A 25,588-nucleotide genomic window follows, 5' to 3' on the forward strand; every position below is an offset into this window, starting at 1 on the left:
GAAGTCCTGTAGATGGGCAACGACGCCGCCCCGGAAAGCCGGGACAGCCGAGTGATCGAGGCAGGGAGAACGGTCAGGCCGCGGCGGTGACCGGCTTCTTGAGGAGACGCAGCGCGAGCGCCGTCACGGTGACGCCGGCCAGCAGCGCCAGCAGGTAGACGCCCAGATGGGTGACCGCGTTCGGGATCGGCAGCACGAACACGCCGCCATGGGGGACCTTCAGTTCGACGCCCGCGGCCATCGAGATCGCGCCGGCCACGGCCGAGCCTAGGATCAGCGCCGGAATGGTGCGCAGCGGATCGCGCGCGGCGTAGGGGATCGCACCTTCAGTGACGAAACTGAGACCGAGCACGCCGGCGGCTCCGGCAGTGCCGCGTTCCTCGGCCGTGAAGCGGTTGCTGAACAACCACGTCGCCAATGCGATGCCCAATGGCGGCGTCATGCCGCCGATCATCGTCGCTGCCATCGGCGTGTAGACCTGGCTGGAGATCAATGCAGTGGAGAACGCATAGGAAGCCTTGTTGACCGGGCCGCCCATGTCCACCGCCATCATTCCGCCCAGCAGCAGACCGAGCAGGATCGCGCTGCTGCCCTGCATGCCCCGCAGCCATTCGGTCAGCCAGGCCAGCAGCCCTGCGACCGGCGTGCCGATCACGTACATCATCAACAGGCCCACCAGCAGGGTGCCCAGCACTGGCAGGATCAATACCGGCTTGAGGCCCTCCAGGCTGCGCGGCAGGCGCAGCGCTCGGTTGATCCAGTGCACGCCATAGCCGGCAATGAAGCCGGCCAGGATGCCGCCGATAAAGCCCGCGTCCATGTTGACCGCGACCAGCCCGCCGATCATGCCGGGCGCGATGCCGGGGCGGTCGGCGATGGAATAGGCGATGTAGCCGGCAAGTGCCGGCACCATCAGAGTGAAGCCGGCCTTGGCGCCGATCTGGAACAGGGACCAGGCCAGCGTGCCCTTGTGTGCATCGTCGAAGGCGTAGATGCCGCCGAGGGCAAATGCCAGCGCGATCAGCAGGCCACCTGCGGTCACGAACGGCAGCATGAACGATACGCCGGTCATCAGGTGCTTGTAGGGGCCGGTGCCCTTGCTCTTCTCGGGTGCGCGGCCCGGGGCAGACGCGCCGGCGTGGACATTGGCCTCGGCCAGCGCCTTGCGGAGCAGGTTCTGGCCGTCGTTGATCGCGGGCTTGGTGCCACTCTTGAACAGGCGCTTGCCGGCGAAGCGTGACAGATCCACTTCACGGTCTGCGGCGATCAGCACCAGGTCGGCGGCAGCGATTTCCTCGTCGCTCAACGCATCCTGCGCACCGACCGAGCCCTGCGTTTCGACCCGGATTGCGTGGCCAAGCGCCTTGCCGGCCTGCTGCAGACCTTCGGCCGCCATGAACGTGTGGGCGATGCCGGTCGGGCAGGAGGTGACAGCGACGATGCGCTTGCGAGGGTCCGCCGCATCGGCCTTGGGCACAGCAGTTTCCAGTGATGCCAATGCAGCGAGTGGATCGTCCAGCACTTCGCCGAGGCCGGCGCGCACCACCGTCGCAGTGTCGAAGCGGGTCAGATCGGCCTCGCCGTCGCCCACCAGCAGGAGCGTCGTCGCGGTGGCGTGTGCGGCATCAAGTGCGCCGGTCACGCCCTGTTCGCTGCGGATCTCGATCACCAGTTCGAGGCCACGCTGGCGGGCGGCGCGGCGCAGCGCTTCGGCAGCGAGAACGGCCTCGATGCTGCGCGCGCCAGCGGCGATGATGACGGGGAAAGGGTGCATGGGAACTCCTGGAATTCTTCGGGTTCTGTTCTGCGTGAGGCGCTGGGGCGGGCCGTGGGGCCTGCAGCGCCGCCTGCAGGGTTTCAATCCAATCGTTCGATCAGTACATCGTCCGTCCACCCGCGGACCTGCGCCGGATCCAGCCGTCGCGCGTCGCCGCTGTGCAGGCGACTCATCGAAAAGGCCGTTGCCAGGCGCGCGCAGCTGGCCAGGTCGAAGGCCGGCTCAAGCAGTGCGGCGGCGATACCGGCCACCATGGCGTCGCCCGCACCGACCGTGCTGCCCTGCGACAGACGCGGGGGACGCGCGATCAGGGCGCCGTTGCGATCCATGAACAGCGCGCCGTCGACGCCCATCGAAATCACCACCAGCGCAACCCCGCGTTCAAGCAGGCGCAGGCCGGCAGCGCGCAGGGCGCTCCGATCCGGCAGCGGCGTTCCGGCCCACGACTCCAGTTCGTGGCGGTTGGGCTTGACCGCATAGGGCACTGACGCGTGTGCGCTGCTCAGGGCGGCGGCGAGCGCATCGCCGCTGGTGTCGAGCAGTACCCGCGCGCCCGCGCCGCCCGCCTGCGCCTGCAGTCGCGTCCATGAATCGGCCGGCAGGCCGGAGGGCAGGCTGCCGGACAACACCACCGGCAGCTGTGGCTGGAGCACGGCGGCGAGTCGTCGGCACACCGCATCCAGATCGGCGCCGTTCAAGGGCAGGCCGGGCAGGTTGATATCAGTGGTCTCGCCGTGGGTCTCATCCACAAGCTTGATGTTGGTGCGGGTCCGGCCCGGCACGCGCAGGCAGCCGTCGGTGATGCCGCGCGCCGAGAACAGCGCACTGAACACGCCCGGGTTGTCCTCGCCGATCACACCCAGTGCGGCTGTTGGCACGCCCCAGTCGGCCAGGCAGGCGGCAACATTGATGCCCTTGCCCCCCGCGTCGTCGCGGCTGCTGAAGGCACGATGCACATGCCCCGGCTGCAGGCCCGCCAGGCGCACGGTCTGGTCGATCGCCGGGTTCAGGGTGACGGTGACGGCGCGGGGGTTCATGCGCGCGCTCCCTCAAGGGCACGCACCTGTTCGGTGGTTTCGCAGTCCAGTGCCTTGCCGGCCAGCGCCTGCAGATCGGCCAACCGGGTACTGCGCAGGCGGGCCTTCACCGCCGGAATATCGTTCGGGGTCATCGACAGCTCGTCCACGCCGAGACCGGCCAGCAGCATGGCGCCGAACGGGTCGCCAGCCAAGCCACCGCAGACGCCGACCCAGCGCCCATGCGTGCGTGCGCCGTCGACCGTGGCGCGGATCGCGCGCAGCACGGCGGGATGCAGGCTGTCGGCCTCGACGGCGAGTTCCGGATTCTGGCGATCGATCGCCAGCACGTACTGGGTCAGGTCATTGGTGCCGATCGAGAAGAAATCGGCATGGCGCGCCAGCACATCGCTCTGGGCTGCGGCTGCGGGCACTTCGATCATGATGCCGATCGGCACTTCGGGCGCCTCCAGCCCGATGCGCAACCGTTCGCAGATGGCACGCAGCGCGATCAGTTCCGGTACGGACGTGATCATCGGGAACATGATCGACAGGCGCGCACCGTCCCTCGCCGCGCGATACAGCGCCCGCAGCTGCGGCTCCAGAAGATCGGGACGGCGCAGCAGCAGGCGCGCGCCGCGCACGCCGAGGAACGGGTTGTCCTCATGCGGCAGCTCCAGGTGCGCAACCTGCTTGTCGCCGCCGATGTCGAGCGCGCGCACGATCAACGGGCGGCCATCCAGGGCGCTGGCCATCGCCCGATACGTGGCGTACTGCTCATCCTCGCTGGGCGTGCTGCCGCGTTCGAGGAACAGGAACTCGGTCCGCATCAGGCCAACGCCTTCGGCGCCCTGTTCCAGTGCCAACGGCACCTGTTCGGGCAGGTTGACGTTGGCACCGATGTCGATGCGGTGGCCGTCGGTCGTCTGCGCCGGCTGCGCGCGTTGCGCGGCCTCGCGTTCGCGGATGTGCTGCTGCTCGGCGATCCAGGCGCGGGCCGAAGCGAGATCGGCATCGGACGGAGACAGATAGAGCCGCCCGCTGCTGCCGTCGATGATGGCCTCCACACCCGCTTCAATCGTCAGCAGATCCGCGCCACCGGCAACCAGCGCCGGCAACCCGAGCGTGCGCGAGAGGATCGCGGTATGTGAGGTTGGCCCGCCCTGTGCGGTGGCCAGACCGAGCACGCGACGGGTGTCGAGGTTGGCGGTGTCTGACGGTGACAGGTCGGCCGCGAGCAGGATGCAGGGGTAGGCGGGCAGGTCGGCGAGACCACCGCCGGCCGCAGACGGATCAAGCTGTGCCAGCACACGCCGCCCCACGTCACGCAGGTCGGCTGCGCGCCCGGCGAGCACCGGATTGCCCAGCGCCGCCAGCCCGGAGGCAATCTGTTCGATGGCCTGGTGCCATGACCACGCGACGCCATGGCCTTCCACCATCAGCTGACAGGTACGGGTGATCAGGTCTGTGTCGTCGAGCAGCGCGGCCTGGGCCCCGAAGATCGCCGCGTCAGATGCGCCGAGCCGGCGCTGGGTGTCGTCCTGCAGCGCCGCCAGCTGCTGGCGGGTGCGGCCGAGCGCGTCCTGCAGGCGTGCACCGCCTTCCCCGAGCGGGGCGGGGTGGTCGGCGACGTTGGTCTGCCTGCTGGCGAGCACATGGATCCGGCCGATCGCCAACCCGGGGCTGGCACCAATGCCGACGATCGCTGCCTGTGCCTCCGGTGGATTCCAGCCCGCGACCGGCGCCGCCTTGCGCTGTGCTGCGCGTTCGGCATCGGCCTTTTCCTGAGCCACCAACCCCTCCATGACCCTGCGCAGTGCGGCCAGCAGTGCGGGCGCATCCGCGCCTTCGGCAGACACGCTCACCGGGTCGCCATGACGCAGACCCAGCTGCAGCAGCGCGACCAGGCTCTTGGCATCGGCCGCCTGGTCGCCTGCGCGCACCTGGGCACGGGCGCTGAAACTGCGGGCCGTCTCGGCCCAGCGCGTGGCAGGCCGCGCATGCAGGCCATTGGGGTAGGCGATGGTCCAGCCGAAATGCTCGGCCAGATCCTGCGCTGGAACATCGTTGGCCAAGGTGGTGACGTCGCCGGCCAGCGCCGTCACGATCTCGCTCGCTTCGGCGGTCGTGAACAGACGCTGCAGCGTGGCGTCATCCTGGATGAGCCGGGTGAGCCGGCGCAGCAGGGTGATGTGGGTATCGGACTGGGCGGCGATGCCGACCACCAGCCGCGTCACCTGGCCCGGATTCCATTCGACACCGTCCGGCAACTGCAGCACGGCAATGCCATCGCGGCGCACCAGATGGCGGTCCTCGCCGAGCCCATGCGGGATCGCCACACCGTGGCCGAGGAAGGTGTTCGCCAGCTGCTCACGGCGGCCCATGCTGGTTTCGTAGCCCGGCGCAACGCAGCCGGCGGCCAGCAGCATCTGTGCGGCCTGGGCGATGGCATCTGCCTTGTCACGGGCCCGTGCGCCGAGGCGGATCAGTTCGTGGCTGACGGGAGCAGGGGCGGGGAGGGAAGACAAGGCGGGCTCCGGGAAGGGTGTGCTGGCGTATTGGGAACGTTCCCAGCCCGCATTTCAATGTGCACTGCACAAAAATCCAATAGTAATTTGGCGTTAGCATTGTCCTGAACGGCCGTCGAGCTGCGGCCAGCACAGTTGACCGGGAACGTTTCCAATCCAATGAGCATCAGCATCAACGACGTGGCGCGCGTGGCGGGCGTCTCCAAATCCACGGTGTCGCGCGTGCTGGGTGGCGGCCCGGTCAGTGGAGAGGTGCGCAGCCGGGTCGAGGCCGCCATCCGCCAGACCGGCTATCGCCCGAACCTGCAGGCCAGGCGCCTGCGCTCCCGGCATACCGGCATCATCGGGCTGGTCGTGGCGGATATCCGCAACCCCTTCTTTACCGCGCTGATCCGCGCGGTGGAGGAGGTCGCCTATCGCGAGGGCCTGCGCGTCACCCTGTGCAACACCGACGAGGACCCCGAGCGCGAGGCACTGTACCTGCAGTTGATGCACGAGGAGCGCATCAGCGGGCTGATCTTCGCGCCGACCCGGACCACGGTGGGGCGGCTGGAACGGCTCGCGCTGGACTATCCGACGGTACTGGTCGACCGCGCCGCGCCGGGCGGGGCGATCGACAGCGTGGTGCTGGACAATCCGGCGGCCATGGCCGGCCTGGTCGAGCATCTGGTTGAACGCGGCTATCGGCGCATCGGCGGCCTGTTCGGCAGTACCAGCACCACTGCGGCCGAACGTCGTGATGGCTATCTTGCGGCCATGCGCAGGCATGGGCTGGAACCGGACTACCGGGAAGTCGAACCCACGGCCGAGGCCGCCATCAGCACCGCCGGACAGTGGCTGGCTGGGCCCTCGAGGCCCGAGGCGCTGGTTACCAGCAACAGCCTGCTGCTGATGGGAGCACTGAAAGCGGCACGCAGCGCAGGACTGGCGATTCCAGGCGCGCTGGCGCTGGCGGGGTTCGACAACGAGCGCTGGACCGAACTGGTTGAACCGGGCATCACTGTCGTCGAGCAACCGGTGGAGGAGATGGGGCGAGCCGCGATGTCGCTGCTGCTGGAGCGCCTGCGTGCACCGGAGATGCCAGTGCGCAGGCTGGTGATGACCGGTCGCTGCGTTGTACGGGGATCAACCGCTTCGCGATAGTTTCCGGACGCCCGGGGCCTGCGGAACTGCCTTGCAGATCGTGGAGAGCAGATGATCTGGGCCGATTCGTACCGATTAACGTGACGCGTCACGGCCAGTGTGTAATGAGGTGCCTTGCTGAGCGACCGGGAGCAGCTGCGCAACGCCAAGGGCGAATGGCTGCACTGCCGTGAGTAGCAGAACAGGCATCAGTCGCGAGGCTGCTGGTCACTCTAGCGAGCTGCGGGCCCGGCGACGGATTACGTCGGCCAGATCAATGATGCCGGCCCGACCAAACGGACGTTTCTGGCCACCTTGTGCGGTCTCCATCAAGCGGCGCCATTCATGGGCCTGGACGGCCAGAAGGGAAAGCCATGCCAAGTCCTCAGGCAGCAGTTCACGACCCTCAGGCGTGACCAGTCGGCCGCCCTTGAACGAGAAGCCGGCCCAAGCACCGGTAAATTTCCGATCACGCATCATTGTGGCTCGATGTCAGCCGGGACGCGGCAAGAGGCGTGCCGGGATGCCCTTGCTGGGCCGGGGCTAACATAATATACATTATGCGAAATGTCGTATCCGTCGAATCTGGGCCTTTGTTGGCTCCGCATGGCAATGGCTGGGCCTCTGGCTCGGCCCCTGCCTCCGCCCTGAGACCGCCCAGCCTTGCATGAGATCCCGGCATGATCGTGTTCGACCCGCACCACCGTATTGACCTGACCGGCCTTCGGCCGGGCATGCCGTAGCCGAGCATGGCTTGGCTCTACTGTGGCGCTGGTTGCGGGGGCTCGGGCTCGTGGGTGGAGCCCTCGAGCAGGGCGACGTAAGTATCCAGGCGGGTGCGGAGGCTGATCAGCATCCAGCCCAGGAGGTACAGCAGCACCATGGCGAAGATCAACAATGCGCCGACCAAGCTGACGTCGAACGCGCTCGCCCAGTCACCCCATTTCCATTCGCGGAATTGCAGATAGAGCGCGATCAGCAGTGGAAACGGCCCGAGCCGCTGCAGGCCGCCATACATCATGCCCATGCGCTCGATCATGTTGGTGCGCAGCGTGCTGACATAGCGAAGGCGTCGCTCACGCTCGATGCGGGGGAAGCTGCGAAGCTCGGTAACCACCGTTTGCCAGTGCGCGAAGTCGCCGTCCATCTCCTTGGCGTGCGAGAGCCGTGGCTGGCTGAACTGGTGAATTCCTCTGCAGGCGGCCAGGGCAACTCCAACGATGAAGCCGCCGATCTCGATGGCCAGGCACGCAACAACCACTTGCAGCACTACACTCACAGGTAGCCACCGATCAGGCAGCTGGCCACAGAGAATGCCAACGATTGCGGCGGCCAAGCCAATGCGAAACGCCCACGTTTCCACCCTGCCCGCCTTCGGATAGATGCTGTGCTCAGCCAGCCCCTGGACCCGCTGGTAGAGCCAGTGGAAGGTCAGTTCCTGCGAATCGGTCTTTGCCGGCAAATCGAGTTCGCCCGCTGCCTGCATATCCATTGCGTCCCCTGCCACCGGCTACGATGCCGACCGTAGCATCGTAGCCGACGCGTAGCACCTTTCAGAAATAGAACCCGATGTTGGGGTTCAGCCGCGAATGCCAGCGCGACGGGCCGCCATTGTTGATGCCGATGCCATCACCTCCGGCAAACCACATGTTGCGGCCGGCAATGCAGGCGACGTGGGTGAGCATCCCGCCCCTTCTGCAGGCTGCAGCCGGTGACGTTCTGCCAGGAGTCGCGCACCCCGCTGCTGTGCCCCACCGGGAAGGTCATGCCGAGGGTGTTGTAGCAGGTCAGGTCGTTCAGCCAGGCGCGCGGGCCAAAGCAATCGGCCGCGATTTCAAACGGGGCCGAACCCGCGTGCGACTCACTCAGTATCGATCCAGCCCGCATCGCGCGCACGCGCAAGATCTTCTGGCGTGTCGATGTCCAGGGCCAGTTCCGGTGCCTGTAGGACATGCACCGTATCGGCAGGAAGTTGCCGCAGGCGCGCTCCGAAGCCGCAGTCACCGGCTGCACCCACAGGGGTGAACCAGGCGCGCGGTACTACCGCGGGAACGCCAAGCGCACTCCCGTGACGGGTGCCCGCGCACGCTGATGCCGCGGCGCGGGCACCCGAAAGCAGCGCCTGCAGATGGGCGTGCTCGATTGCGGGCTGGTCGCATGCCACGACCATCACCGCGCTCACCGTCGGCAGCAAGTGTGCGCCGGCGACCTGCAGACTGCTCGCCAGGCCGCGTTCCCAGTGGTGGTTGGTTACCGGGGTGGCATCCAGCCCGGCAATGCTGGATGTCACTGCCTGTGCTTTCGCGCCTACTACGACCAGCACCTGCGCTGGCGCTAGCTCCAGCGCCAACCGGACCACGCGATGTACCAGGGTCTCGCCCTGCCGGGTTAGAAGCTGCTTGGGCTGGCCAAGTCGGGTGCTCCCGCCGGCAGCAAGCACGACGACCGCATGCGGGTCGGTCACCTGCCGTGCGCGCTTCGCCATTGCTGCAGCTGCGCGGCGATGCTGAGCGAAATCGCCTCTGGCCCTCGGCCGCCGATGTTCAGGCCGACCGGTGATCGAAGTCGCGGGGACAGGCGGTGGCGCTGATCCGGTGTCAGCAGTTTGAATAGGTCCTCGCGCCTTCGCTGCGGACCCAGCAGTCCAATGAACGCGACTTTGGTATCAGCCAGGGCCACCAGCGCCTCCCGGTCAAGTTCGAAATCGTGATGCATCACCAGTACCGCGTCGCACGGGTCGCCCTGGAGGGCCTCGGCCGGGCTGGTCTGCAACTGTGCATCCGCGCCCTGCCCCGCTGAGGCCCAGCGCGCTCGCCGTTCGGCCACGCTGATCTGCCACCCCAGGCCACGCAGCAACGGAACCAGGAAGGGCGTTTCGGGACCGCCCCCCAGGATCAGGGCTCGCGGAAGCCGGGGCAGCGTCAAACGCCACGCACCCTCACCAAAAGGCTGCGTACCATCCATCGGATGCAGCTGCCACGTCCGCTCGCGACGGCCCGCGCGGAAAACGATCTGCCCCGATGCGCGAAGCTCGCGCTGTAGTGGCACACCCTCGCGCAGCCATGCCTCGATGACAACGTCGATGCCGGCCATGGCACGCAATGGCAGAAGTGCAATCCGCAGACGACCACGGCAGCCAAGCGCGGACCCACTCAGCAGGTCCTCGTCACTGCGCGTGTCGATCTCGATCCAATCGACCTGCCCTGCCGCGCTCACCTGCTCTGCGCGTCGCGCGAGCTCGGGCTCCAAGCATCCGCCGCTCAGCCAGCCGACCTGGCTGCCGTTGCAGAACAGCACCATGTCGCCGGCACCGGCGTAGGTGGAGCCATCGGTTTCCAGCACCAGCGCCAGCACGGCGTGCTCCCCCGCGCGCGCGCGCGTCAAGGCCGTCTCGAGCACGCTCCGCGGGCTTCCTTCGGTGAGGAAGCCCGGTGGTGCGGACAATTGCCCGGCAGCATCCCTGGGCCCTCCTCCGCCTATCGCGGAGGCCTCCAGAGTGGCTGAGGCCGCGGGTTGGTCCATGCGCAAGGGTCAGCTCACGTCGGGCAAGCCGGGCAACAGCTTGTCCAGGGTGATGGGATAGCTGCGTACGCGCACACCGGTTGCGTTGTAGACCGCATTGGCGATCGCGGCGCCGACCCCACAGATGCCCAGTTCACCCACGCCCTTGGCCTTCATCGGAGAGATCACCGGATCCAGCGTATCGAGGAAGACCACTTCCTGATACGGAATATCGGCGTGCACGGGAACCTCGTAGCCGGCCAGGTCGTGGTTGATGAACAAGCCAAGCCGCTTGTCGACCACCAGTTCCTCCATGAGGGTCGCACCCGCGCCCATCACCATCCCGCCGATGACCTGGCTGCGTGCGGACAGCGGATTGAGGATCCGGCCGCCATCGCATACGGCAAGCATGCGGCGAATGCGCGTCTCTCCAGTGTAGGCATGCACGGCGACCTCGCAGAAATGCCCTGCGTAGGTGCCGACGTCGTAGCCTTGTTTGAAGTCGCCGAAGGCAATGCCGTCCTCCGCCGACAGTGTCCCCGCCTCCGCCAGCTTGATGGTCCGCCCATCCGCCTGGATGCGGCCATCGGCGAAGTTTGCGGTGTCGCCGTCGAAGCCCATTTTCTCGCCCACCTTGCGGCGCAGGCTGACGCACGCCGCGTACACGCCTGCGGTGGAGCTTGCCGCGCCCCACTGGCCGCCGGAACCGGCGGAGGCGGGATGACGGGAGTCGCCGAGGGTCACCTGGACCCGGTCCAGCGGCACGCCCATGGTCTCGGCTGCCGTCTGCGCGATGATCGTGTAGGAGCCCGTGCCGATGTCGGTCATGTCGGTTTCCACGATCACGCCGCCTTGGCCGTCGAGCCGCACCCGCGCCGCCGACTTCATCGTCGGTGCGCCGCGATAGCCCGCGGACACGCCCATGCCGACCAGCCAGTGCCCTTCCCTCACCTGCGCCGGCCTGGCATTGCGCTTGTTCCAGTTGAAGCGCTTGGCGCCTTCGCGCAGGCAGCGCACCAGGTTGCGGTCGGAGAACTTCTTGGACGGGTCGCCGGGTACGACCTCCGGCTCGTTGAGGATGCGGAACGCGATCGGGTCGAGTCCCAGCTTCTCGGCCATTTCGTCCATCGCCACTTCCAGCGCCATGTGGCCTGGCGCTTCGCCCGGCGCGCGCATTGCATTGCCTTCGGGCATGTCGAGCGTGGCGATGTAGTTGGCCACCAGGCGGTTGGCGCCCGCGTAGAGCTTGGGCGTCTGCAGGGTGCCGTTCTCGCCGTCCTCGCCGTTGATGTTGCCCGACCAGTTCTCATGGGCGATGGCGGAGATCCTGCCGTCTTTCGCGCAACCGATCCGGACGCGTTGAATGGTTGCGTGCCGGTGGGTGGTGTTGTTGGCCATCAAAGGCCGTTGCAGCGCGATCTTCACCGGTCGCCCGACCTGCTTGGCCGCCAACGCGGCCAGCACCGCGTCGGCACGGATGAACAGCTTGCCGCCGAAGCCGCCGCCGATATAGGGCGAGTCCACGCGCACCTTGGCAGGATCGATGCCGAGGATCGCCGCCATGCCCTGCCTGGCCCAGTCGATCATCTGGTTCGCCGTCCACAGCGTGAGCGTGTCGCCCTCCCAGGCGGCGATGGTGGCGTGCGGCTCCATCATCGAATGACTTTCGTCGGAGGTGTGGTAGGTCTCGTCGAGTTTGACCGCGGCGCTCGCGTAGGCGGTGTCGAAATCGCCCAGCGCCTGCCGGTCGGGCTTGCCATCGCGCCCCTTTGCCAGCGGCGCGGACGGCGCCAGTGCGGGAAAATCGAAGCGGCCCTTGCCGCGCTCATAGCGGGTGCGGATCAATGCCGCGGCGGCGCGGGCCTGCTCGAAGGTCTCTGCCACCACGCAGGCGATGGCCTGGTGATAGTGGGCCACTTCGGGGCCGCCGAACAGCGGTGCATTGTTCCAGTTCGATTTGCCGACCGGCTTGGTCTCCGGTGCGGTGATGACCGCCAGCACGCCCGGGGCGGCGCGTGCGCGGGAGGCATCCATCGAAATGATGCGCCCCTTGCCGATGCCCGCGCCGACGATATAGCCGTAGGCCTGGTTCGGTGCCACGTCATGGCGCTCATACGCATAGGGGGCGGTGCCGGTGGTCTTGCGTGGGCCGTCGATGCGCGGCGTCGACTTGCCGACGACCTTCGCTTTGTCGAACAGGTTGTCACCGGCGGGGGCGTTGAATTCAAGGGGCATCAGTGCTCTCCTTCCACCAGCACGGCTGCGAGGGTGCGCTCGGCGAGAGCGATCTTGAACGCGTTCTCCGGCGTCGGACGGGCGCCGGCGAACACCTGCCGGGCCGCGGCCTTTACGCCGTCGCGCAGCAGGGGTTCGGCTGCCTCGATGCGCCACGGCTTCGGCGCAACTCCACCGAAGGCGAACCGCGCCGAGCCGTCTTGCTGCACGACCGCGGCGACCGAAACCAGTGCGAACGCATAGGACGCGCGGTCACGTACCTTGTGGTACACGTGCCGACCGCCCAGGGGTTCCGGCAGCGTGACGTGGGTGATCAGCTCACCGCGCTGCAGCACGTTGTCCTGCTGCGGCCTGTCGCCGGGGGAACGATGGAAATCGGCGATCGGGATGCTGCGCGTACTACCGTCACCCCTGACGGTCTGGATCGAGGCGTCCAGCACCCGCAGGGCCACCGCCATGTCGCCCGGATAGGTCGCGATGCAGCTGTCCGAGGTGCCGATCACGCCCATCTGGCGGGAGAACCCTTCGAGCGCGCCGCAGCCTGATCCGGGCAGGCGCTTGTTGCAGGGAAGATGGGGGTCGTAGAAGTACGGGCAGCGCGTGCGCTGCACCAGATTTCCGCCGGTGGTGGCTTTGTTGCGCAGCTGCCCGGAGGCGCCTGCCACGATCGCGCGGGTCAGCACCGCGTAGTCGCGGCGCACGCGCTCATGCGAGGCCAGTGCGGTATTGGTGACCAGCGTGCCGATGCGCAGGCCGCCCTCGTCGGTGGGTTCGATCCTGTCCAGGCCGATGTCCTGCACGTCGACCAGGTGCGTTGGCGTCTCGACCTCCAGCTTCATCAGGTCGAGCAGGTTGGTCCCTCCGGCCAGGAACCTCGCGCCCTCGGTACCGGCCACGGCTTTGGCGGCCTCGGCCGGGGATTTCGCGCGTTCGTAACTGAAGGCCCTCATGAGCGCCTCCCTGCAGAGGTCACGCCAGCGACCTCTTGCATTGCCTCGGCAATGTTGGAATAGGCGCCGCATCGGCAAAGGTTGCCACTCATGCGTTCGCGCATTTCCATGCTGGTGGCCTGGGGCAGTGCGCTGACGTCCGCCTGCACATGGCTGGGGACACCCCGCTTGATCTCGTCCAGTACCGCTACCGCCGAACAGATCTGCCCCGGCGTGCAATACCCGCACTGGTAACCGTCATGCTTGATGAAGGCGGCCTGCATCGGATGCAGGTCATCGGGGGTGCCGAGGCCTTCGATGGTGGTGATGGCATCGCCCTGGTGCTGCACCGCCAGGCTGAGGCAGGCATTGATGCGCTCACCGTTGACCAGCACGGTACAGGCACCGCATTGACCGTGGTCGCAGCCCTTTTTGGTCCCGGTCAGCTCCAGATGTTCGCGTAGGGCATCGAGCAGCGTGGTCCGCGTGTCGAGCTCAAGCTCCCGGCGCGCGCCGTTGACGGTCAACGCCACCGTGCTGATGACCGGCGGCCTGGGCGGCGGGGATGCCGCCAGTTCGGCGGCGAGCGATGACGCCCCTGGTGCGGCGGACATCGCCACGGTCGTGGCGCCGCCGGCGATCACCTGGCGACGCGTCAACTTCATTCCTTCATCCCAACTTGGCACAGTGACCTCCTGGCGTTCGGGGAAACCCCGTGGCTGGATGGACGCGCTCACACTACTCAGAGGGCACTATGCCCGTCTTCGGGGTACAGATTTGTGAAGCCGGTCGGAGGCATGCCGGCATCAACGGCCGAGCATACTGGCCGGTCATCTTCAATGCCGTCTCTGGCAAGCGTGCGCCACAGACACTGATCTGCGCCACTGATCGGCCCCATCAGCGGAAGCCACGAGGGGATACTGAATCCCGATTGGAGATTCGTTCATGCCCGTCAACACCCGCCGCAGCTGGGTTGAGCTCAAACAAGGATTAAAACGTGGAGTCGCCTCGACGCTCGGATCTGATGCATCCGAGTCTTAACGCGCCAACCTGCTGTGGATAGTCGAGATGCGGAATGGACTGCATCTGCCATGCGTAGGGCGGAAGTTTCAGCATTCGTCCTTGCAGTGGAGGAAATGTCTGCGGCTGCCGGCTTGAACCGGGAAGGCTCTAGTTTGGCCATGGAGATCGTGGCGCTGCGGTAGAGCTACGGTTCGATGAATCAGTGCCTCAGCTCTCCGCCAGATCTCTGCAACGAACACGATCACTCGGAAACTCCACCGTCAGGCCCAGTTCGGCAGACAGCTGCTCTATCGCGTGCGCGGAAACTGACCTGCAGCGGCACTTCGCAGATGCGAAGCAAGAACTGGGTGGCACCGTCAGGGGCCAGCACCACATTGCTGCCGTGGGCTGGCAACGGCTTTGCCCCCAGGGGTGTGCCCCGTTCGGGCATCCTTCCTGGCTATCCACCTCGACCGCCAGCCGGAGACGATTGACGTGAAGGGGATCTCACATCAAAGAGCGGACACTGCAATCTCGCGGCTCTTCTCCGGTGCACAATCCTTTGCTCCCGTGTCCAGCCCCCCAGATGGCACGACCATGCACCCTCCCAACGCCTTCAGGGTCCATTCGATCCTGCCCCAGCTTGCGCTCAATGGCGCAATCATCCGACTGGATCAGGTGCGTTCAACCTGTAGAAGCTGTGGGCTGAGGTCGTCAATGACCAGGGGCGCAGGCTTTGAAACAGATCAGAAGGGAACCACCCTCACCTGCCCTGCATGCGGGGCCACAGGTCTGATGGACGAAATGGAGATCTGGCTCCACTGGCTCGAGCAGTGCCGTCGTCAACAACTCTTGGCGCACTCCAAGCAGATGATCCATTCGATATCGAGGACTAGAAGCGAGTGATGGACATGCCCGAAGGGCTGGATTGCCTCCGCCGCCGCGAAGGCTCCACTGAGGTCTGTCGCGGCTGCCTGAAAGTGATCGCGTGTGGGGGCGCAACGCTGTTGCTGCCGATCGCGCGCGGGCAGCTACCCGGGGCATGGATTCAGCTGCTGCCTGATTTCGCCGGATGTTCCGTCATTGCGCATGACCACGTTTGGGCCCGGAGGCATCGGCACCGCGCCGCGTACAGCGTACGCAAAGTCTTTCGGCCGGCTGGGCTGGCCCTACGCCATGATCTCAGAGCGGCGGCGAACCCACCGGGAGAGTGATCCTCCAGTCCCGGAAGCGGCGCGCCTCAGCCGTCGGCTGGATGTCTCCCGGCCAAACTTCCCATCGTAAAGGCGAATCCCGCCTCTTCCAGAAGCGCCCTCATGCGCAGTTCCACGCGACGAGGTGAGCGCAGCCCATTGGGCGCATAAAGGGCATACACGTAGCCAGCACCGTCAATGATCTCGCGGCGTACTGCGCACTCAGTCGATTCACTGGCTTCGCACCAGACAGACATCAGCCTGGCGGGGCTGATCGACTGTCCGTTCCGAAGACGGAAGAACAACCAGCGCACGCCTGGCGGTTGGGCTCGATCTACTCTAGCCATTGCGAGCCCCGGATCCGCCTCGACAGATCGCTGAGAACTTCAGGATCCAGGCGAGGGCGGTCATCTCTCGATGAGCGTGGCAGATCTATGCGCTCACCACCTCTCACCAGAGCGGGGAGATCGGACTGAAGGTCAATCCACCACCCGGCAGGAAGGCGGAGCCCCGTACCCGTTCGGTCGTAGATGCATATCGGGAAGTTCATAGCGTTGCTCCTGGATTTATCGAGCATACGCTTGCGCAATGTCAGGTCCGAATGCGACTACTCCAAGGCTGACGCATCGACTCTCTTTGCACAGATGAACACGCGTGCCTCGTCTCGCTGAACTTTCAGGAACGACTCAAGCCAGCAAAGAGCAGCGCCTCGATTGGCAATCACTCTTCCCAACTCTTCAGTCAAACACCGCGCACACTCCATTCCACCAGGACTCTCGCCATGGCAAGCCCGGCACTGAGCCATCGTCGTCGTGCTGACCGGGCGCGATTGGTACATGATCTGAGACATCAAGGTCACAGCCTGATTGTGAGACGACATTCCAGCCTTCCTGTCGATGCCGAAGCAGCCGCGCTGGGCGCGGCCACCTCTGGGGCATCAACGCTGACTGTCGCGATCAACACCCGCCTTTGGGTTCTGGCCAGGGCTTGGCTGTCCAGTCTCTGTTTCGCTTGGCTGCTGCTGTTGCTGCCCTTGCTGTCCGGCCAGATCCTCACCGCCGAGATCCTTGCCGTCCGCGTGGCCCTGCTGGCCGGGCTTCTTCTCGACACTCGAGTTGCGGCCATCATTCTGGTTCTGGGAAGTGTTGTTCATGTCTTGCTCCGATGCAGCCATCTGCTGCGACCCCACAGTGGGCTTCAGCGCGTTACGCAGCCGTGCCCGATTGGATCGAGTATGAACAAGCGCCATGAACAGGCCGCTGTCCTGAAGGGTGTACAGTGCATGTCCAACAGGAGCAAACCATGGAACGCACGAGGAACAAGGATTTCGTTGACGTCGAGCGTGAGCTCACCCATTGGGGGTTGGCATTCAACTCTGGCGCCCTGCCTGCTGTCAGCTTTCGCCATGAAGTTGACCCCGTCATCCGGCTCGCGTGTGACATCTACATCAGAGATCCGCACGGAATGCGCGAGGCATGGCTGGGCGCCCTCCAAGTCAGGCTTGCGGCTCGATCCAGTCTCCGCGGGCACCCCGGCGCAGCGGAGATCGCGACCCTATGCTGGTCACGACTCTCCTGCCCTTAGCAACGCCCCTCCTGCCCAGCTGCATCATTCCCTTCCCGCATCAGCTGATCATTCAGCACGTGGACGATGGACATGACAGCATCTGCAAGCGCCCGAGAGTCGCTGATCGAACCGTAGAAGTAGATCTTCGAGCCTTCAACCCGGACTTGCGCAAGCGAAAGCTGAGTCGCCAGCGCCTCACACTTCATCAGGAACAGTTCAATCCAGCGAGCACCGGGGGCAAGATCCAGCAATGCAATGATGGCCTCGTCGGTAGATGAGTCGACATGCTCCTGTAGCCGTGGCACGTCGAAACCTATGATTCTTGGAAGCATGGAGGCGCTCAACGATCTGTCCTCTCGCTCAGGGGCAATCTCAGTATTGCCCACGGTACACAGATCTACAATCAAGCGTTCGAGAAGGGACTTCCCGACCAACCCAGCAAGGAGGCACGATCCACGCTGGATGCGCGAGAGCTTCCGTTGGCAGAGCATTGTCCGGCCAACAGGTGCCTGACGGTCTGCCTTCGCCCCCGCGCAGCGCACGAAGTGCTACGACGTGAGCTACCACAGCTTGCTTGAGCGAAAGTCCACCGCGGCCTACCTCCTGGATAGTGCATGCCGTGGCATCAAGCAGGGCCAGCCCCGGCGCTCAGGCAACATCCGCGCTTGGCATCCGGAACGTGAACACGGTTCCGGCACTTTCACTTGACACCACATCGAGTATCCCGCCATGAGACTTGGCAATCTCCGATGCGATGTAGATGCCCAGACCAAGACCTGGCCTGGGAAGCTCGCCCTTCTCACGCGAGAACGGGTTGAAAATGGTGCTGAGCCTGTCGGGCGCAATGCAGCCTGCGTTGTGCACATCCAGCGTGAGGCGATTGGATGCAGCGTGCACCCTCAGCGTGACAGGAAGCGACCGCTCGCCATGCTGCACTGCGTTCGTCAGCAGGTTGGCCAGCAGCTGCGACAGCCTGCCGGGATCGCAGACCACGCTGCCCTCGATCCGCATCTGCACATCGATGTCCTCGCGACCGGTGGCGATCGCCACTTCCGCTGCAACTCGTTCAAGGTCAGCTTGCAGCGTATCGCTTTCCCGGAGCGAGATCGGGATGCCTCCACCCAATCGGCCCCTGGCAAAATCAAGTACATCGTTTATGAGCCCATCCATCCGGGTCACGCCAGATGCGATGTGCGCAAGCATCTGCTGCTGACGCGCGGACGTCGCCTCATCTTCAAGTGCATCTGCTGCTACGCTGATTGCCTGGAGGGGGCTGCGAAGATCATGGCCCAGTACCGCGATGAACTGATCGCGCAAGTCGGAATCCCGCTGCGCGTCCGAAAGCGCCGTCTCCGCTTCCTGTAGGCGGTCCTCCTTGTCCAGATAGTTGCCGACGAGCTCGGCAAGCAGCTCCATGGACCGTCGGACATGGGCTTCATCGAAGTTGCCCGGCGAAGAATCAATGGCGCACAGAGTGCCGAAGAAACTGCCGTCCGGCCGATGAATCGGAACCGACGCGTAACTCTCAAGCCCGTAGATCCGAGGCGTGTGGTGCTTGGAGTACAGCGGGTGGTTACTGGCGCGTGCGAAAACCACGGAGGTTGATGACTGCCTGATCTCGTCACAGATGGTGGTTTCCAGGACCAGCTGCCCGCCTGGAACAAGCCCGAACCCGAGCGTGTCCAGGGTGGCGCAGGCGGTCCAGGTCGTCTCTGTAACCCTGGCAATCGCCGTGAATCTCGAGCCCGTGATATGGGCTACGGTTTCAAGGATGCGCGGCACTGCCTCGATACGACCGATCTCAGCGACGTCATTGAGCAGGTGGGGATCAGTCAGCGTATGCATATGTGGCAGGCGGGCACAGTGATGCATCATCCCATGAAACCGCCATCGCAAGCCGGCTCCGTTCAGAACGGGGCGTCCAAAGCGGGCAATCGAGCGATGAGCGCGCAGCCGCGAGGATGCGCCTGCTTCATTGACAAGTGAATGGCCGCAATCCCTAATCGGGCGGCAGATCGCCGTCCGCCTATCGACCCCTTCATCATGTCCAGAGTATCCACCACTGATTTCGCAGCGCACGTGAGCGTCGACAGCCTTCACCAGGCAGTTGTAGCCGTTACTGCCGCTTCGGTGGCGCGGGACTGGGAAAATGAGCGCCACCAGCACCGCAAGGCACAGCTGATCTATTCGGTTCGCGGCGTCTTGACCTGTGAGGTGGAAGATGGCGTCTGGATCGTTCCTCCGCAGTGCGCAGTCTGGATACCGGGCGACCTTCCCCACTCGGCAAGGGGAGCGGGACACACAGAATGCTACTGCCTGTTTGTCGAGCCGGAGGCCGCACCGGACCTCCCAACGTTCTGCTGTACCGTTGCGGTTTCGCCATTGCTGCGCGAACTGCTGTTGAAGGCGGCTGATTTTCCTGGGCAGTATGCAGCTGGAGGCAAGGAGGAGCGCCTCATTGCCACATTGCTCGACCAGCTGGCAGAGGCCCCGGTTGAAGATCTGCATCTGCCGATGCCGCGCGATGCAAGACTCCGTCGCCTGGCCGAGTGCCTGCTGGTCGACCCGACCGACAAGACCCCGAAGGGCGTTTGGGCAAGCCGCGTCGGCATGAGCGAGCGCAGCATGAGCCGCCTCCTGCAGGACGAGATCGGTATGGGCTTTGGTCGTTGGCGCCGGCAGCTGCACGTCATCCTCGCGCTCCAACGTCTGGCCCAAGGTGAAAGCGTTCAAACGATCGCACTGGATCTGGGGTACGGCAGTGCAAGCGGCTTTGTAACCATGTTTCGCAAGGCGATGGGAAAGCCGCCTGGGCGCTACCTTTCAGAACGTTCCATGCTGGCGCCGCAGATCGCGCCGCCCACAATCACCTTGCCCGGCCATCTGCTGGGCTGAACGGACTGGCCAACTCCCGCCCCCCCCTGGCCTGCTCCACCTCTGGCCCGGTTCGACCCCGCTCCTTCGTGTAGCCGACTCTCGCCTGCCGCCTGCCGCCTGCCGACCTGGCCTGACTGAACAATAGTCTGGCCTGGGTTCGCCAGTGTTCCACTGGATTTCGTTGTTAAATGTGGCGCCCAAACGCGAATGACTATTATTTATGACTGGCCAGCAGAGCGCCGATGCTCCCCATTACCCGATCAACGTGCTTGCAGGTGCGGATGGGAATTCTGCTCTGGAGTACAGGCGCGGGCGCCCGAGGGACGCCCGATACGCTGGCCTGGCCGTGGCAGTTGCATGGGCCCTGCTGGGCGCGCCGACCGTATTTGCAGGCGAATCCGTTCCGTCGGATCGCGCGGACGAAAGGACAGCGCCGGAAGAGACCGCGTTACCCACGGTTACAGTGCTGGCTCACAAGGACAAGGCGGCCACAGAGGGCACAGGATCCTATACGACGCGGGAGTCCTCTGCCGCCACGCGCATGCCGCTGTCGCTCAAGCAGACGCCGCAGGCACTGACTGTACTGACGCGTCAGCGCATGGATGACCAGCACCTGGACTCGGTGCAGGCAGTACTGGAGAGCACTTCCGGAATCGCCACGTACCAGTCGGACAGTGAGCGTACCAGCTTCTATGCGCGTGGCTTCCTGATCAATAACATCCAGTACAACGGCATACCCACGGTGGTCGGCAGCACCGTCAATGGAAGTGGAATCGGCGCTGTTGATACAGCCTTCTACGACCGCGTGGAAGTCGTGCGTGGTGCATCGGGCCTGCTGACAGGTACCGGCAACCCTTCAGCCGCGATCAATCTTGTCCGCAAACGACCGACACGTGATTTCTCGGCGAGCGCTTCGCTGGGGGCTGGCAGCTGGGAGACCTATCGGAGCGTCGGCGACATCTCCACACCGCTGACCGCGGACGGTCGGATCCGGTCGCGACTGGTGGGGACATACCAGGACGGACATAGCTACCTTGATGGTTACAGGCCGCAGAGGAAGTCGCTATATGGCGTCATCGAGGCCGATCTGACCGCCGACACGACCTTCCGCCTGGGGTACGAATACCAGGACATTACGCCGAAGGGATCGACCTGGGGAGGCCTGCCACTTTGGTTCAGCGATGGTACGCAAGCGGAGTATCCGCGCTCCAGGAACTACGCGCAGGACTGGAGCTATTGGGACAACACCCTCAAGACGGCCTTCGCCGAAATCGAGCATCTCTTCGGAAACGGCTGGAAGTTCCAGGCCACCGCGAATCAATATCGGACCGAGCATGCCGCCGAGCTCCTTGGCCTGATCGGCCGACCTGATCGTGCCACAGGCCTGGGCGTGTTCCCCAACGGGGCCTATCCGGTAGCGCTGGCGTCCGAGGGGCGCAGTCGCCAGAACACGTTCGACGTCATGGCCGGTGGCCCCTTCCAGCTGTTTGGCCGACAGCACGATCTGATCGTCGGCGCCACCCGCTCGCGGCGCAACGCATATCAGGAGGACGTCGCCCCCTTCTATGCAGGCATCTGGCCGGTGAACGTGTATGAGTTGAGCCCCTCATTCCGCAGGCCTGACTTCGATGCGATGCCCACAACGCCGACGCGAATCCGAATCAAGCAAGGTGGCGTCTACAGCGCGGCACGACTCTCGCTGGCTGGACCACTGAAGCTGATCGTCGGGGGGCGCCTCAGTACCTATGAAATCGACGATGCGGCCGGTGGAGCACCGGTGCACTACAGAAAAAGTGGCGAGTTCACCCCGTACGCCGGCCTGATCTACGACATCAACGCGACGTACTCGGTCTACGCCAGCCACACAGGAGTGTTCAACCCACAGACCGAGTATCGGGACAGCAACGGTAACGTGCTGACCCCTTCAAAAGGCAGAACAAGCGAAATCGGGCTGAAGGCAGGGCTTCTTGACGGGCGCTTGACTGCATCGATTGCCCTCTTCCACACCGAACTGGACAACGCCGCGCAATCGGTCGCCGGCACCTACACACCCAGCGGAGCGCAGGCTTACCGCGGCGCCGACGGGACCAGGTCTCGCGGTATCGAGCTGGATCTTCAGGGAGAGCTGTCCGCTGGATGGAACGTCTACGCGGGTGTCGCGCACTTCACTGCGAAGGACGGTGCCCACGAGCGCTTGAACACGCAGTTGCCCCGCACCACAGCGCAGCTTTTCACGACCTATCGGTTGCCGGGCCAATGGGACCGCTTGACGCTGGGCGGCGGCTTCAAATGGCAAAGCCGCTTCTACAACGCGCCCAACACAGGAACCAGTTCCCTGGGTGGAGAACAGGGATCCTATGCACTTCTCTCGGTAATGGGTCGCTACTCCATCACGGACAAATCCAGTGTGGCTATCAACGTCAACAACGTCCTGGACAGGAAGTACGCGCTTCAGAAGGGAGATTTCGACACCGTCGGCTATGGCGCGCCGCGCAATGTGATGGTGACGCTGGACTACAGATACTGATTCATCACTGTACCCGACAAGATCCATAGAGGCTCATCAGAGAACAATCCGCCATGCCCACTCAGCCCTCCTCGCCCACCACCCCACCCCGGCCCGGAAGTGTTCCAGACAGAGTTGCATTGCTGTGGCTGACAACTGCCGCTGGCGCCATTCTCTTTGTCACCTTCCAGCTGTTCTTCTACGTCAACGACTTCGCCAGGGCCAAAGGAGCGGCACCGGCGATCACGTTTGATAACGATGCGCTCTGGGCGTTTCCCGCCTATTACGGGTGCTGGATAGTGACAGTGCTTCTCGCACTGTCAAATACCCGAAGATCCTGTTGGATTGCGCTGATACTGGGGAGCGCACTTGTGCTGCTGAATACGCTCGGCGGCGTCTTCGACGGCTTCAGGGACGGTTGGCACGTCACCTTTTCCGCAATCTTCTTCATCACGCTGCCGGGCCTGTTCGCTGCAGCGACCACCTGGCGACACATCAAACTCAAGGAAGCCGCCCATGTCGATGAACAGCAGTGATTTTCCCCTGGTCTGGATGGACCTCGCGCAAGGCCCCGAACACGAACATCAGGATGACTTCGACGCATTCGAGGAAAATCTGCGCCGGGGGGAGCCCTTCGTACTTCTCACTGATACGGCGCCATCGGAGGAGCATGACCACTCGCCAGCGGAGAAGAAACGCATGGCGCTGTGGATGAAGCAGCACAAGGCCGAGCTTCGCAGGCTGGTTCTGGCGATGGTCCTGGTCGAGCCCAATCCGGCCAAGCGCGTCGCCTACAAGACGTTCTCGGTACCCTTTTCCAAGTTCTGGGGCTACCCTCTCCACATTGTCACCTCACGCGAGAAGGCAATAGAAGTTGCGAGGAATCTGCTGTCTCAATCAAACGAGACGCCCTGAGCCGCCTTCGTTGGGCGCTGTACCTGCGGCGCCTCAGCGCTCCTGACAGCATGCCTCCGAGTTCTTCAATGGAAGGTCCTGCTGAGCGCGCGAGGCCGATCAGAAGTAGAAACCGAGGTTCAGATTCAACCGAGAATGCCAGCGCGAAGGGCCTCCCTCGCTGATGCCGATGCCGTCGCCGCCGGCAAACCACATGTTGCGTCCGGCGATCCAATCGACATAGGTGAGCATGACGCCCTTCTGCAGGCTGCAACCGGTCACGTTCTGCCACGAGTTGCGTAGGCCCGCGCGGTGCCCGACCGGGCGGGTCATGCTGAGGTTGTTATAGCAGGTGATGTCATCCAGCCAGCCCTTCCGGCCGAACGAATAGGCGATGTTGGCGCTTGGCACATCCGCCTGCGCTGCAACCTGGAAGGGGGATTGGAACGCCGACATTGCGATGCGATCTCCGGGCACGTCATACCGGTACCGCGCCCACTGCAACTGCGCGGTCCAGCCATCGCGCGTCCACTGTGCATGCAGAGCTGCACCCTGGTGACCGTAATGGCGTCGTGTCTGTGTGTTCTGCACTTTGCCGGCGAACGCGGATGCGCCCAGCAGCAGGTCCCCGCCAGCCCAGTCGCGCGCATTCTCCACGCGTGCATGCAGCCGTTGCCGCTCGCGATACGGCAACGCCTCGGTCTGCGCGACATCGAAGGAGTAGCGATCGTAGCGAGCACCCGATCCGTATTCGTCTCCGGAGAACCAGCCGAGATGCCAGGTTGTGCTGCCGCTGCGGTGAATCACTACAAGGCCCGGATCGTAATCATCCTCGATGCCCAGGTAGTAGCCGGAGCCGAACCAGAAACTCTGCGAAACGGTAGGGAGCAGCCCGAATGGGACTTGCTGGATACCTGCCTTCAGCTGGGTAGCATCGGAGAACTGCCAGCCCGCGTAGGCGTGATGCACAGCGTCGAAACCATCGTACCAGCGGTATTGGGCAGAGAAGAAAAACGGCCCGGTCCCAGCGTCGAGGTCTGCACGCAGCAGTTCAAGCTGGAGGCGGCTGGTCGCGCCGTAGTCGAGCCAGCCGTAATTGAACCTTGCCGCGCCGCCCGGCTCGAAGTAAGCGCCGCCGTTTCGATCGCGTTCCGATGCCTCCGCTGTCAGCGAAGCGCTGACGAGCACGGCAGCGGCAATAGAGGAAATGGCTCTCACGATGGGGTTACTTGCCTCCCTGTTCCGCATGTGAAAGCGCGCAAGTGTAATGTCGCGGTCAGTGAAGAAGGCGTTGGTCGATGGCCGGCGCGGTGCAGGCCCACGCCTTCAGGAAATGACAGAGCCCCCGGCCAGCGGCGCCACGCCATCATCAGGCAGCGGCAACGATCCTCACGTCAACGATTGACGTTGACCACGACGCGTCCGCGGATGCGTCCTGCCATCAGGGCTTCGGCAGTGGCTACAACCTCTCCCAGGCCGATATGCTGGGAGATGGCGTCGAGCTTGGCCATATCCAGGTCCTTGGCAAGCCGTTCCCACGCCACGAGCCGCTCTGCGGTGGGCCGCGTGACGCTGTTGATTCCCAGCAGGCTCACGCCGCGCAGGATGAAGGGCGCCACCGTGGCAGGAAAGTCCATGCCCTGAGCCAGCCCGCACGCGGCCACGGCGCCATCTTCCTTGATGGCGGCACACACATTTGCAAGTGTGTGGCTGCCCACCGAGTCAATGGCGGCACTCCACCGCTCCCGCTGAAGTGGCTTGCCTGGCTGGGACAGCACATTGCGATCAATAACCTCGCTGGCACCCAGGGACTTCAGGTAGTCGGTCTCGTCCAGCCGTCCGGTGGACGCCACGACGTTGTAGCCACGATCGGCCAGCAATGTCACAGCGAAGCTGCCTACGCCTCCGCTCGCTCCGGTAACCAGCACTTCACCGGCATCCGGAGAAAGGCCATGGCGCTCCAGCGCGATCAGACTCAGCATGGCGGTATAGCCGGCCGTTCCGATAGCCATGGCCTGCTCGGGTTGCATGCCCTTTGGAAGCGGGATCAGCCAGTCGGCGTTGACGCGTGCCAGCTGCGAAAGCCCTCCCCAGTGCCGCTCACCCACGCCCCAGCCATTGAGAACCACCTGGTCGCCCGGTTGATAGCGCCGGTCCGCCGACTCGAGCACAGTGCCGGCCAGGTCGATGCCGGGCACCATCGGAAAGGACCGCACCACCGCACCGCCCTGGCCGGTGATTGCCATCGCGTCCTTGTAGTTCAGTGTGCTGTGCGAAACCTGGACGGTGACGTCGCCCTCCGGCAGGGCCGATTCAGGCACCTGCCTGACGTCGACCTGCAATTCGTTTCCCGTCTTGTCTATGTATACGGCGTTGAACATGGCCTTCCTCCTGAGGCAGCGGCAAGGTTGCTGCGTGATTTAGACTGATCGGCTACAAGCC

At 64.6% G+C, this 25,588-nt stretch carries 22 protein-coding genes; 5 read left to right on the top strand and 17 right to left on the bottom strand.

The features are described from left to right. Positions 1–73: 73 nt before the first annotated feature. The 3 genes from AC5P5M_RS11295 to ptsP all read right to left on the bottom strand — a co-directional run bounded on the left by AC5P5M_RS11295 (position 74) and on the right by ptsP (position 5,321). Positions 74–1,774: a PTS fructose transporter subunit IIC gene (locus AC5P5M_RS11295; RefSeq protein WP_053516393.1), complete on the bottom strand. Its 1,701-nt coding sequence runs from the start codon at positions 1,772–1,774 to the stop codon at positions 74–76. Positions 1,775–1,857: 83 nt separating this feature from the next. Further along, the gene (locus tag AC5P5M_RS11300; protein ID WP_262218107.1) at positions 1,858–2,814 is read right to left on the bottom strand and encodes a 1-phosphofructokinase family hexose kinase; all 957 of its coding nucleotides are present in this window, start codon (positions 2,812–2,814) and stop codon (positions 1,858–1,860) included. Then, positions 2,811–5,321 (bottom strand): phosphoenolpyruvate--protein phosphotransferase, encoded by a 2,511-nt coding sequence (gene ptsP, locus AC5P5M_RS11305; RefSeq protein ID WP_481526043.1) that lies wholly within the window; start codon positions 5,319–5,321, stop codon positions 2,811–2,813. The genes AC5P5M_RS11300 and ptsP overlap by 4 nt, the downstream gene beginning before the upstream one ends. Positions 5,322–5,480: 159 nt before the next feature. On the opposite strand from ptsP, the gene AC5P5M_RS11310 reads away from it, so the two are divergent. Then, positions 5,481–6,464, top strand: coding sequence for a LacI family DNA-binding transcriptional regulator (locus AC5P5M_RS11310; RefSeq protein WP_053516400.1), 984 nt, complete (start codon positions 5,481–5,483; stop codon positions 6,462–6,464). Between the two features lie 207 nt (positions 6,465–6,671). Here AC5P5M_RS11310 and AC5P5M_RS11315 read toward each other — a convergent pair whose 3' ends face one another. The 12 genes from AC5P5M_RS11315 to AC5P5M_RS11370 all read right to left on the bottom strand — a co-directional run bounded on the left by AC5P5M_RS11315 (position 6,672) and on the right by AC5P5M_RS11370 (position 18,714). After that, the gene (locus tag AC5P5M_RS11315; RefSeq protein WP_164152119.1) at positions 6,672–6,920 is read right to left on the bottom strand and encodes a DUF3653 domain-containing protein; all 249 of its coding nucleotides are present in this window, start codon (positions 6,918–6,920) and stop codon (positions 6,672–6,674) included. 283 nt (positions 6,921–7,203) lie between these two features. Further along, the gene (locus AC5P5M_RS11320) at positions 7,204–7,935 is read right to left on the bottom strand and encodes a hypothetical protein (RefSeq protein WP_461287861.1); all 732 of its coding nucleotides are present in this window, start codon (positions 7,933–7,935) and stop codon (positions 7,204–7,206) included. A gap of 61 nt (positions 7,936–7,996) precedes the next feature. Further along, positions 7,997–8,128 (bottom strand): hypothetical protein, encoded by a 132-nt coding sequence (locus tag AC5P5M_RS11325; protein ID WP_258012743.1) that lies wholly within the window; start codon positions 8,126–8,128, stop codon positions 7,997–7,999. A 176-nt stretch (positions 8,129–8,304) separates the two neighbouring features. After that, positions 8,305–8,928, bottom strand: coding sequence for a nucleotidyltransferase family protein (locus AC5P5M_RS11330; RefSeq protein ID WP_495205887.1), 624 nt, complete (start codon positions 8,926–8,928; stop codon positions 8,305–8,307). Then, the gene (locus AC5P5M_RS11335) at positions 8,904–9,965 is read right to left on the bottom strand and encodes an XdhC family protein (protein ID WP_495205888.1); all 1,062 of its coding nucleotides are present in this window, start codon (positions 9,963–9,965) and stop codon (positions 8,904–8,906) included. Before AC5P5M_RS11335 ends, AC5P5M_RS11330 begins: the two co-directional genes overlap by 25 nt. A 9-nt stretch (positions 9,966–9,974) precedes the next feature. Next, complete coding sequence (gene paoC, locus AC5P5M_RS11340; RefSeq protein WP_368865092.1) at positions 9,975–12,179, bottom strand: aldehyde oxidoreductase molybdenum-binding subunit PaoC; 2,205 nt, start codon at positions 12,177–12,179, stop codon at positions 9,975–9,977. After that, a complete protein-coding gene (locus tag AC5P5M_RS11345) occupies positions 12,179–13,129 on the bottom strand; it encodes an FAD binding domain-containing protein (RefSeq protein ID WP_253118482.1) in 951 nt (316 codons plus the stop codon). The genes paoC and AC5P5M_RS11345 overlap by 1 nt, the downstream gene beginning before the upstream one ends. Further along, positions 13,126–13,773 carry an aldehyde dehydrogenase iron-sulfur subunit PaoA gene (gene paoA / locus AC5P5M_RS11350; protein ID WP_065182255.1) on the bottom strand — a complete coding sequence of 216 codons (648 nt, stop codon included), beginning with the start codon at positions 13,771–13,773 and terminating at the stop codon, positions 13,126–13,128. Before paoA ends, AC5P5M_RS11345 begins: the two co-directional genes overlap by 4 nt. A 1,577-nt stretch (positions 13,774–15,350) precedes the next feature. Continuing rightward, the gene (locus AC5P5M_RS11355) at positions 15,351–15,650 is read right to left on the bottom strand and encodes a hypothetical protein (protein ID WP_227255271.1); all 300 of its coding nucleotides are present in this window, start codon (positions 15,648–15,650) and stop codon (positions 15,351–15,353) included. Positions 15,651–16,240: 590 nt separating this feature from the next. After that, positions 16,241–16,456 (bottom strand): hypothetical protein, encoded by a 216-nt coding sequence (locus tag AC5P5M_RS11360; RefSeq protein WP_193395781.1) that lies wholly within the window; start codon positions 16,454–16,456, stop codon positions 16,241–16,243. A 427-nt stretch (positions 16,457–16,883) separates the two neighbouring features. Continuing rightward, the gene (locus AC5P5M_RS11365) at positions 16,884–17,213 is read right to left on the bottom strand and encodes a hypothetical protein (RefSeq protein WP_253118483.1); all 330 of its coding nucleotides are present in this window, start codon (positions 17,211–17,213) and stop codon (positions 16,884–16,886) included. A 304-nt stretch (positions 17,214–17,517) separates the two neighbouring features. Then, a complete protein-coding gene (locus tag AC5P5M_RS11370; protein WP_495205889.1) occupies positions 17,518–18,714 on the bottom strand; it encodes a GAF domain-containing sensor histidine kinase in 1,197 nt (398 codons plus the stop codon). A 198-nt stretch (positions 18,715–18,912) separates the two neighbouring features. Between AC5P5M_RS11370 and AC5P5M_RS11375 the strand changes: the two genes are divergently transcribed. The 4 genes from AC5P5M_RS11375 (at position 18,913) to AC5P5M_RS11390 (ending at position 23,167) form a co-directional block, all read left to right on the top strand. After that, positions 18,913–19,764: an AraC family transcriptional regulator gene (locus tag AC5P5M_RS11375; protein WP_065182352.1), complete on the top strand. Its 852-nt coding sequence runs from the start codon at positions 18,913–18,915 to the stop codon at positions 19,762–19,764. 328 nt (positions 19,765–20,092) lie between these two features. Continuing rightward, entirely contained in the window at positions 20,093–22,273 is a 2,181-nt protein-coding gene (locus tag AC5P5M_RS11380) for a TonB-dependent siderophore receptor (protein ID WP_495205890.1), read from the top strand. A 119-nt stretch (positions 22,274–22,392) separates the two neighbouring features. Continuing rightward, on the top strand, positions 22,393–22,788 hold the full coding sequence (locus AC5P5M_RS11385) for a hypothetical protein (RefSeq protein WP_258012745.1): 396 nt from the start codon (positions 22,393–22,395) through the stop codon (positions 22,786–22,788). Beyond that, a complete protein-coding gene (locus AC5P5M_RS11390; RefSeq protein WP_065182258.1) occupies positions 22,769–23,167 on the top strand; it encodes a hypothetical protein in 399 nt (132 codons plus the stop codon). The genes AC5P5M_RS11385 and AC5P5M_RS11390 overlap by 20 nt, the downstream gene beginning before the upstream one ends. Positions 23,168–23,266: 99 nt before the next feature. Here the strand turns inward: AC5P5M_RS11390 and AC5P5M_RS11395 are convergent, their stop codons facing one another. Together AC5P5M_RS11395 and acuI are read right to left on the bottom strand one after the other, a co-directional pair. Then, positions 23,267–24,364, bottom strand: coding sequence for a hypothetical protein (locus tag AC5P5M_RS11395; protein ID WP_065182259.1), 1,098 nt, complete (start codon positions 24,362–24,364; stop codon positions 23,267–23,269). Between the two features lie 176 nt (positions 24,365–24,540). Continuing rightward, positions 24,541–25,527, bottom strand: coding sequence for an acrylyl-CoA reductase (NADPH) (gene acuI / locus AC5P5M_RS11400; protein WP_065175658.1), 987 nt, complete (start codon positions 25,525–25,527; stop codon positions 24,541–24,543). Between the last annotated feature and the right edge of the window lie 61 nt (positions 25,528–25,588).

This window comes from Stenotrophomonas sp. YJH_SMC_106-19 (assembly GCF_059368375.1).

What these genes read in the sequence shown, in the direction of transcription:
- AC5P5M_RS11295 (WP_053516393.1), bottom strand. Translation starts at nt 1,774, where the DNA reads ATGCACCCTTTCCCCGTCATCATCGCCGCTGGCGCGCGCAGCATCGAG.
- AC5P5M_RS11300 (WP_262218107.1), bottom strand. Translation starts at nt 2,814, where the DNA reads ATGAACCCCCGCGCCGTCACCGTCACCCTGAACCCGGCGATCGACCAG.
- AC5P5M_RS11310 (WP_053516400.1), top strand. Translation starts at nt 5,481, where the DNA reads ATGAGCATCAGCATCAACGACGTGGCGCGCGTGGCGGGCGTCTCCAAA.
- AC5P5M_RS11315 (WP_164152119.1), bottom strand. Translation starts at nt 6,920, where the DNA reads ATGCGTGATCGGAAATTTACCGGTGCTTGGGCCGGCTTCTCGTTCAAG.
- AC5P5M_RS11320 (WP_461287861.1), bottom strand. Translation starts at nt 7,935, where the DNA reads ATGGATATGCAGGCAGCGGGCGAACTCGATTTGCCGGCAAAGACCGAT.
- AC5P5M_RS11325 (WP_258012743.1), bottom strand. Translation starts at nt 8,128, where the DNA reads ATGCTCACCCACGTCGCCTGCATTGCCGGCCGCAACATGTGGTTTGCC.
- AC5P5M_RS11330 (WP_495205887.1), bottom strand. Translation starts at nt 8,928, where the DNA reads ATGGCGAAGCGCGCACGGCAGGTGACCGACCCGCATGCGGTCGTCGTG.
- AC5P5M_RS11335 (WP_495205888.1), bottom strand. Translation starts at nt 9,965, where the DNA reads ATGGACCAACCCGCGGCCTCAGCCACTCTGGAGGCCTCCGCGATAGGC.
- paoC (WP_368865092.1), bottom strand. Translation starts at nt 12,179, where the DNA reads ATGCCCCTTGAATTCAACGCCCCCGCCGGTGACAACCTGTTCGACAAA.
- AC5P5M_RS11345 (WP_253118482.1), bottom strand. Translation starts at nt 13,129, where the DNA reads ATGAGGGCCTTCAGTTACGAACGCGCGAAATCCCCGGCCGAGGCCGCC.
- paoA (WP_065182255.1), bottom strand. Translation starts at nt 13,773, where the DNA reads ATGAAGTTGACGCGTCGCCAGGTGATCGCCGGCGGCGCCACGACCGTG.
- AC5P5M_RS11355 (WP_227255271.1), bottom strand. Translation starts at nt 15,650, where the DNA reads ATGGCTAGAGTAGATCGAGCCCAACCGCCAGGCGTGCGCTGGTTGTTC.
- AC5P5M_RS11360 (WP_193395781.1), bottom strand. Translation starts at nt 16,456, where the DNA reads ATGAACAACACTTCCCAGAACCAGAATGATGGCCGCAACTCGAGTGTC.
- AC5P5M_RS11370 (WP_495205889.1), bottom strand. Translation starts at nt 18,714, where the DNA reads ATGCATACGCTGACTGATCCCCACCTGCTCAATGACGTCGCTGAGATC.
- AC5P5M_RS11375 (WP_065182352.1), top strand. Translation starts at nt 18,913, where the DNA reads ATGTCCAGAGTATCCACCACTGATTTCGCAGCGCACGTGAGCGTCGAC.
- AC5P5M_RS11390 (WP_065182258.1), top strand. Translation starts at nt 22,769, where the DNA reads ATGTCGATGAACAGCAGTGATTTTCCCCTGGTCTGGATGGACCTCGCG.
- acuI (WP_065175658.1), bottom strand. Translation starts at nt 25,527, where the DNA reads ATGTTCAACGCCGTATACATAGACAAGACGGGAAACGAATTGCAGGTC.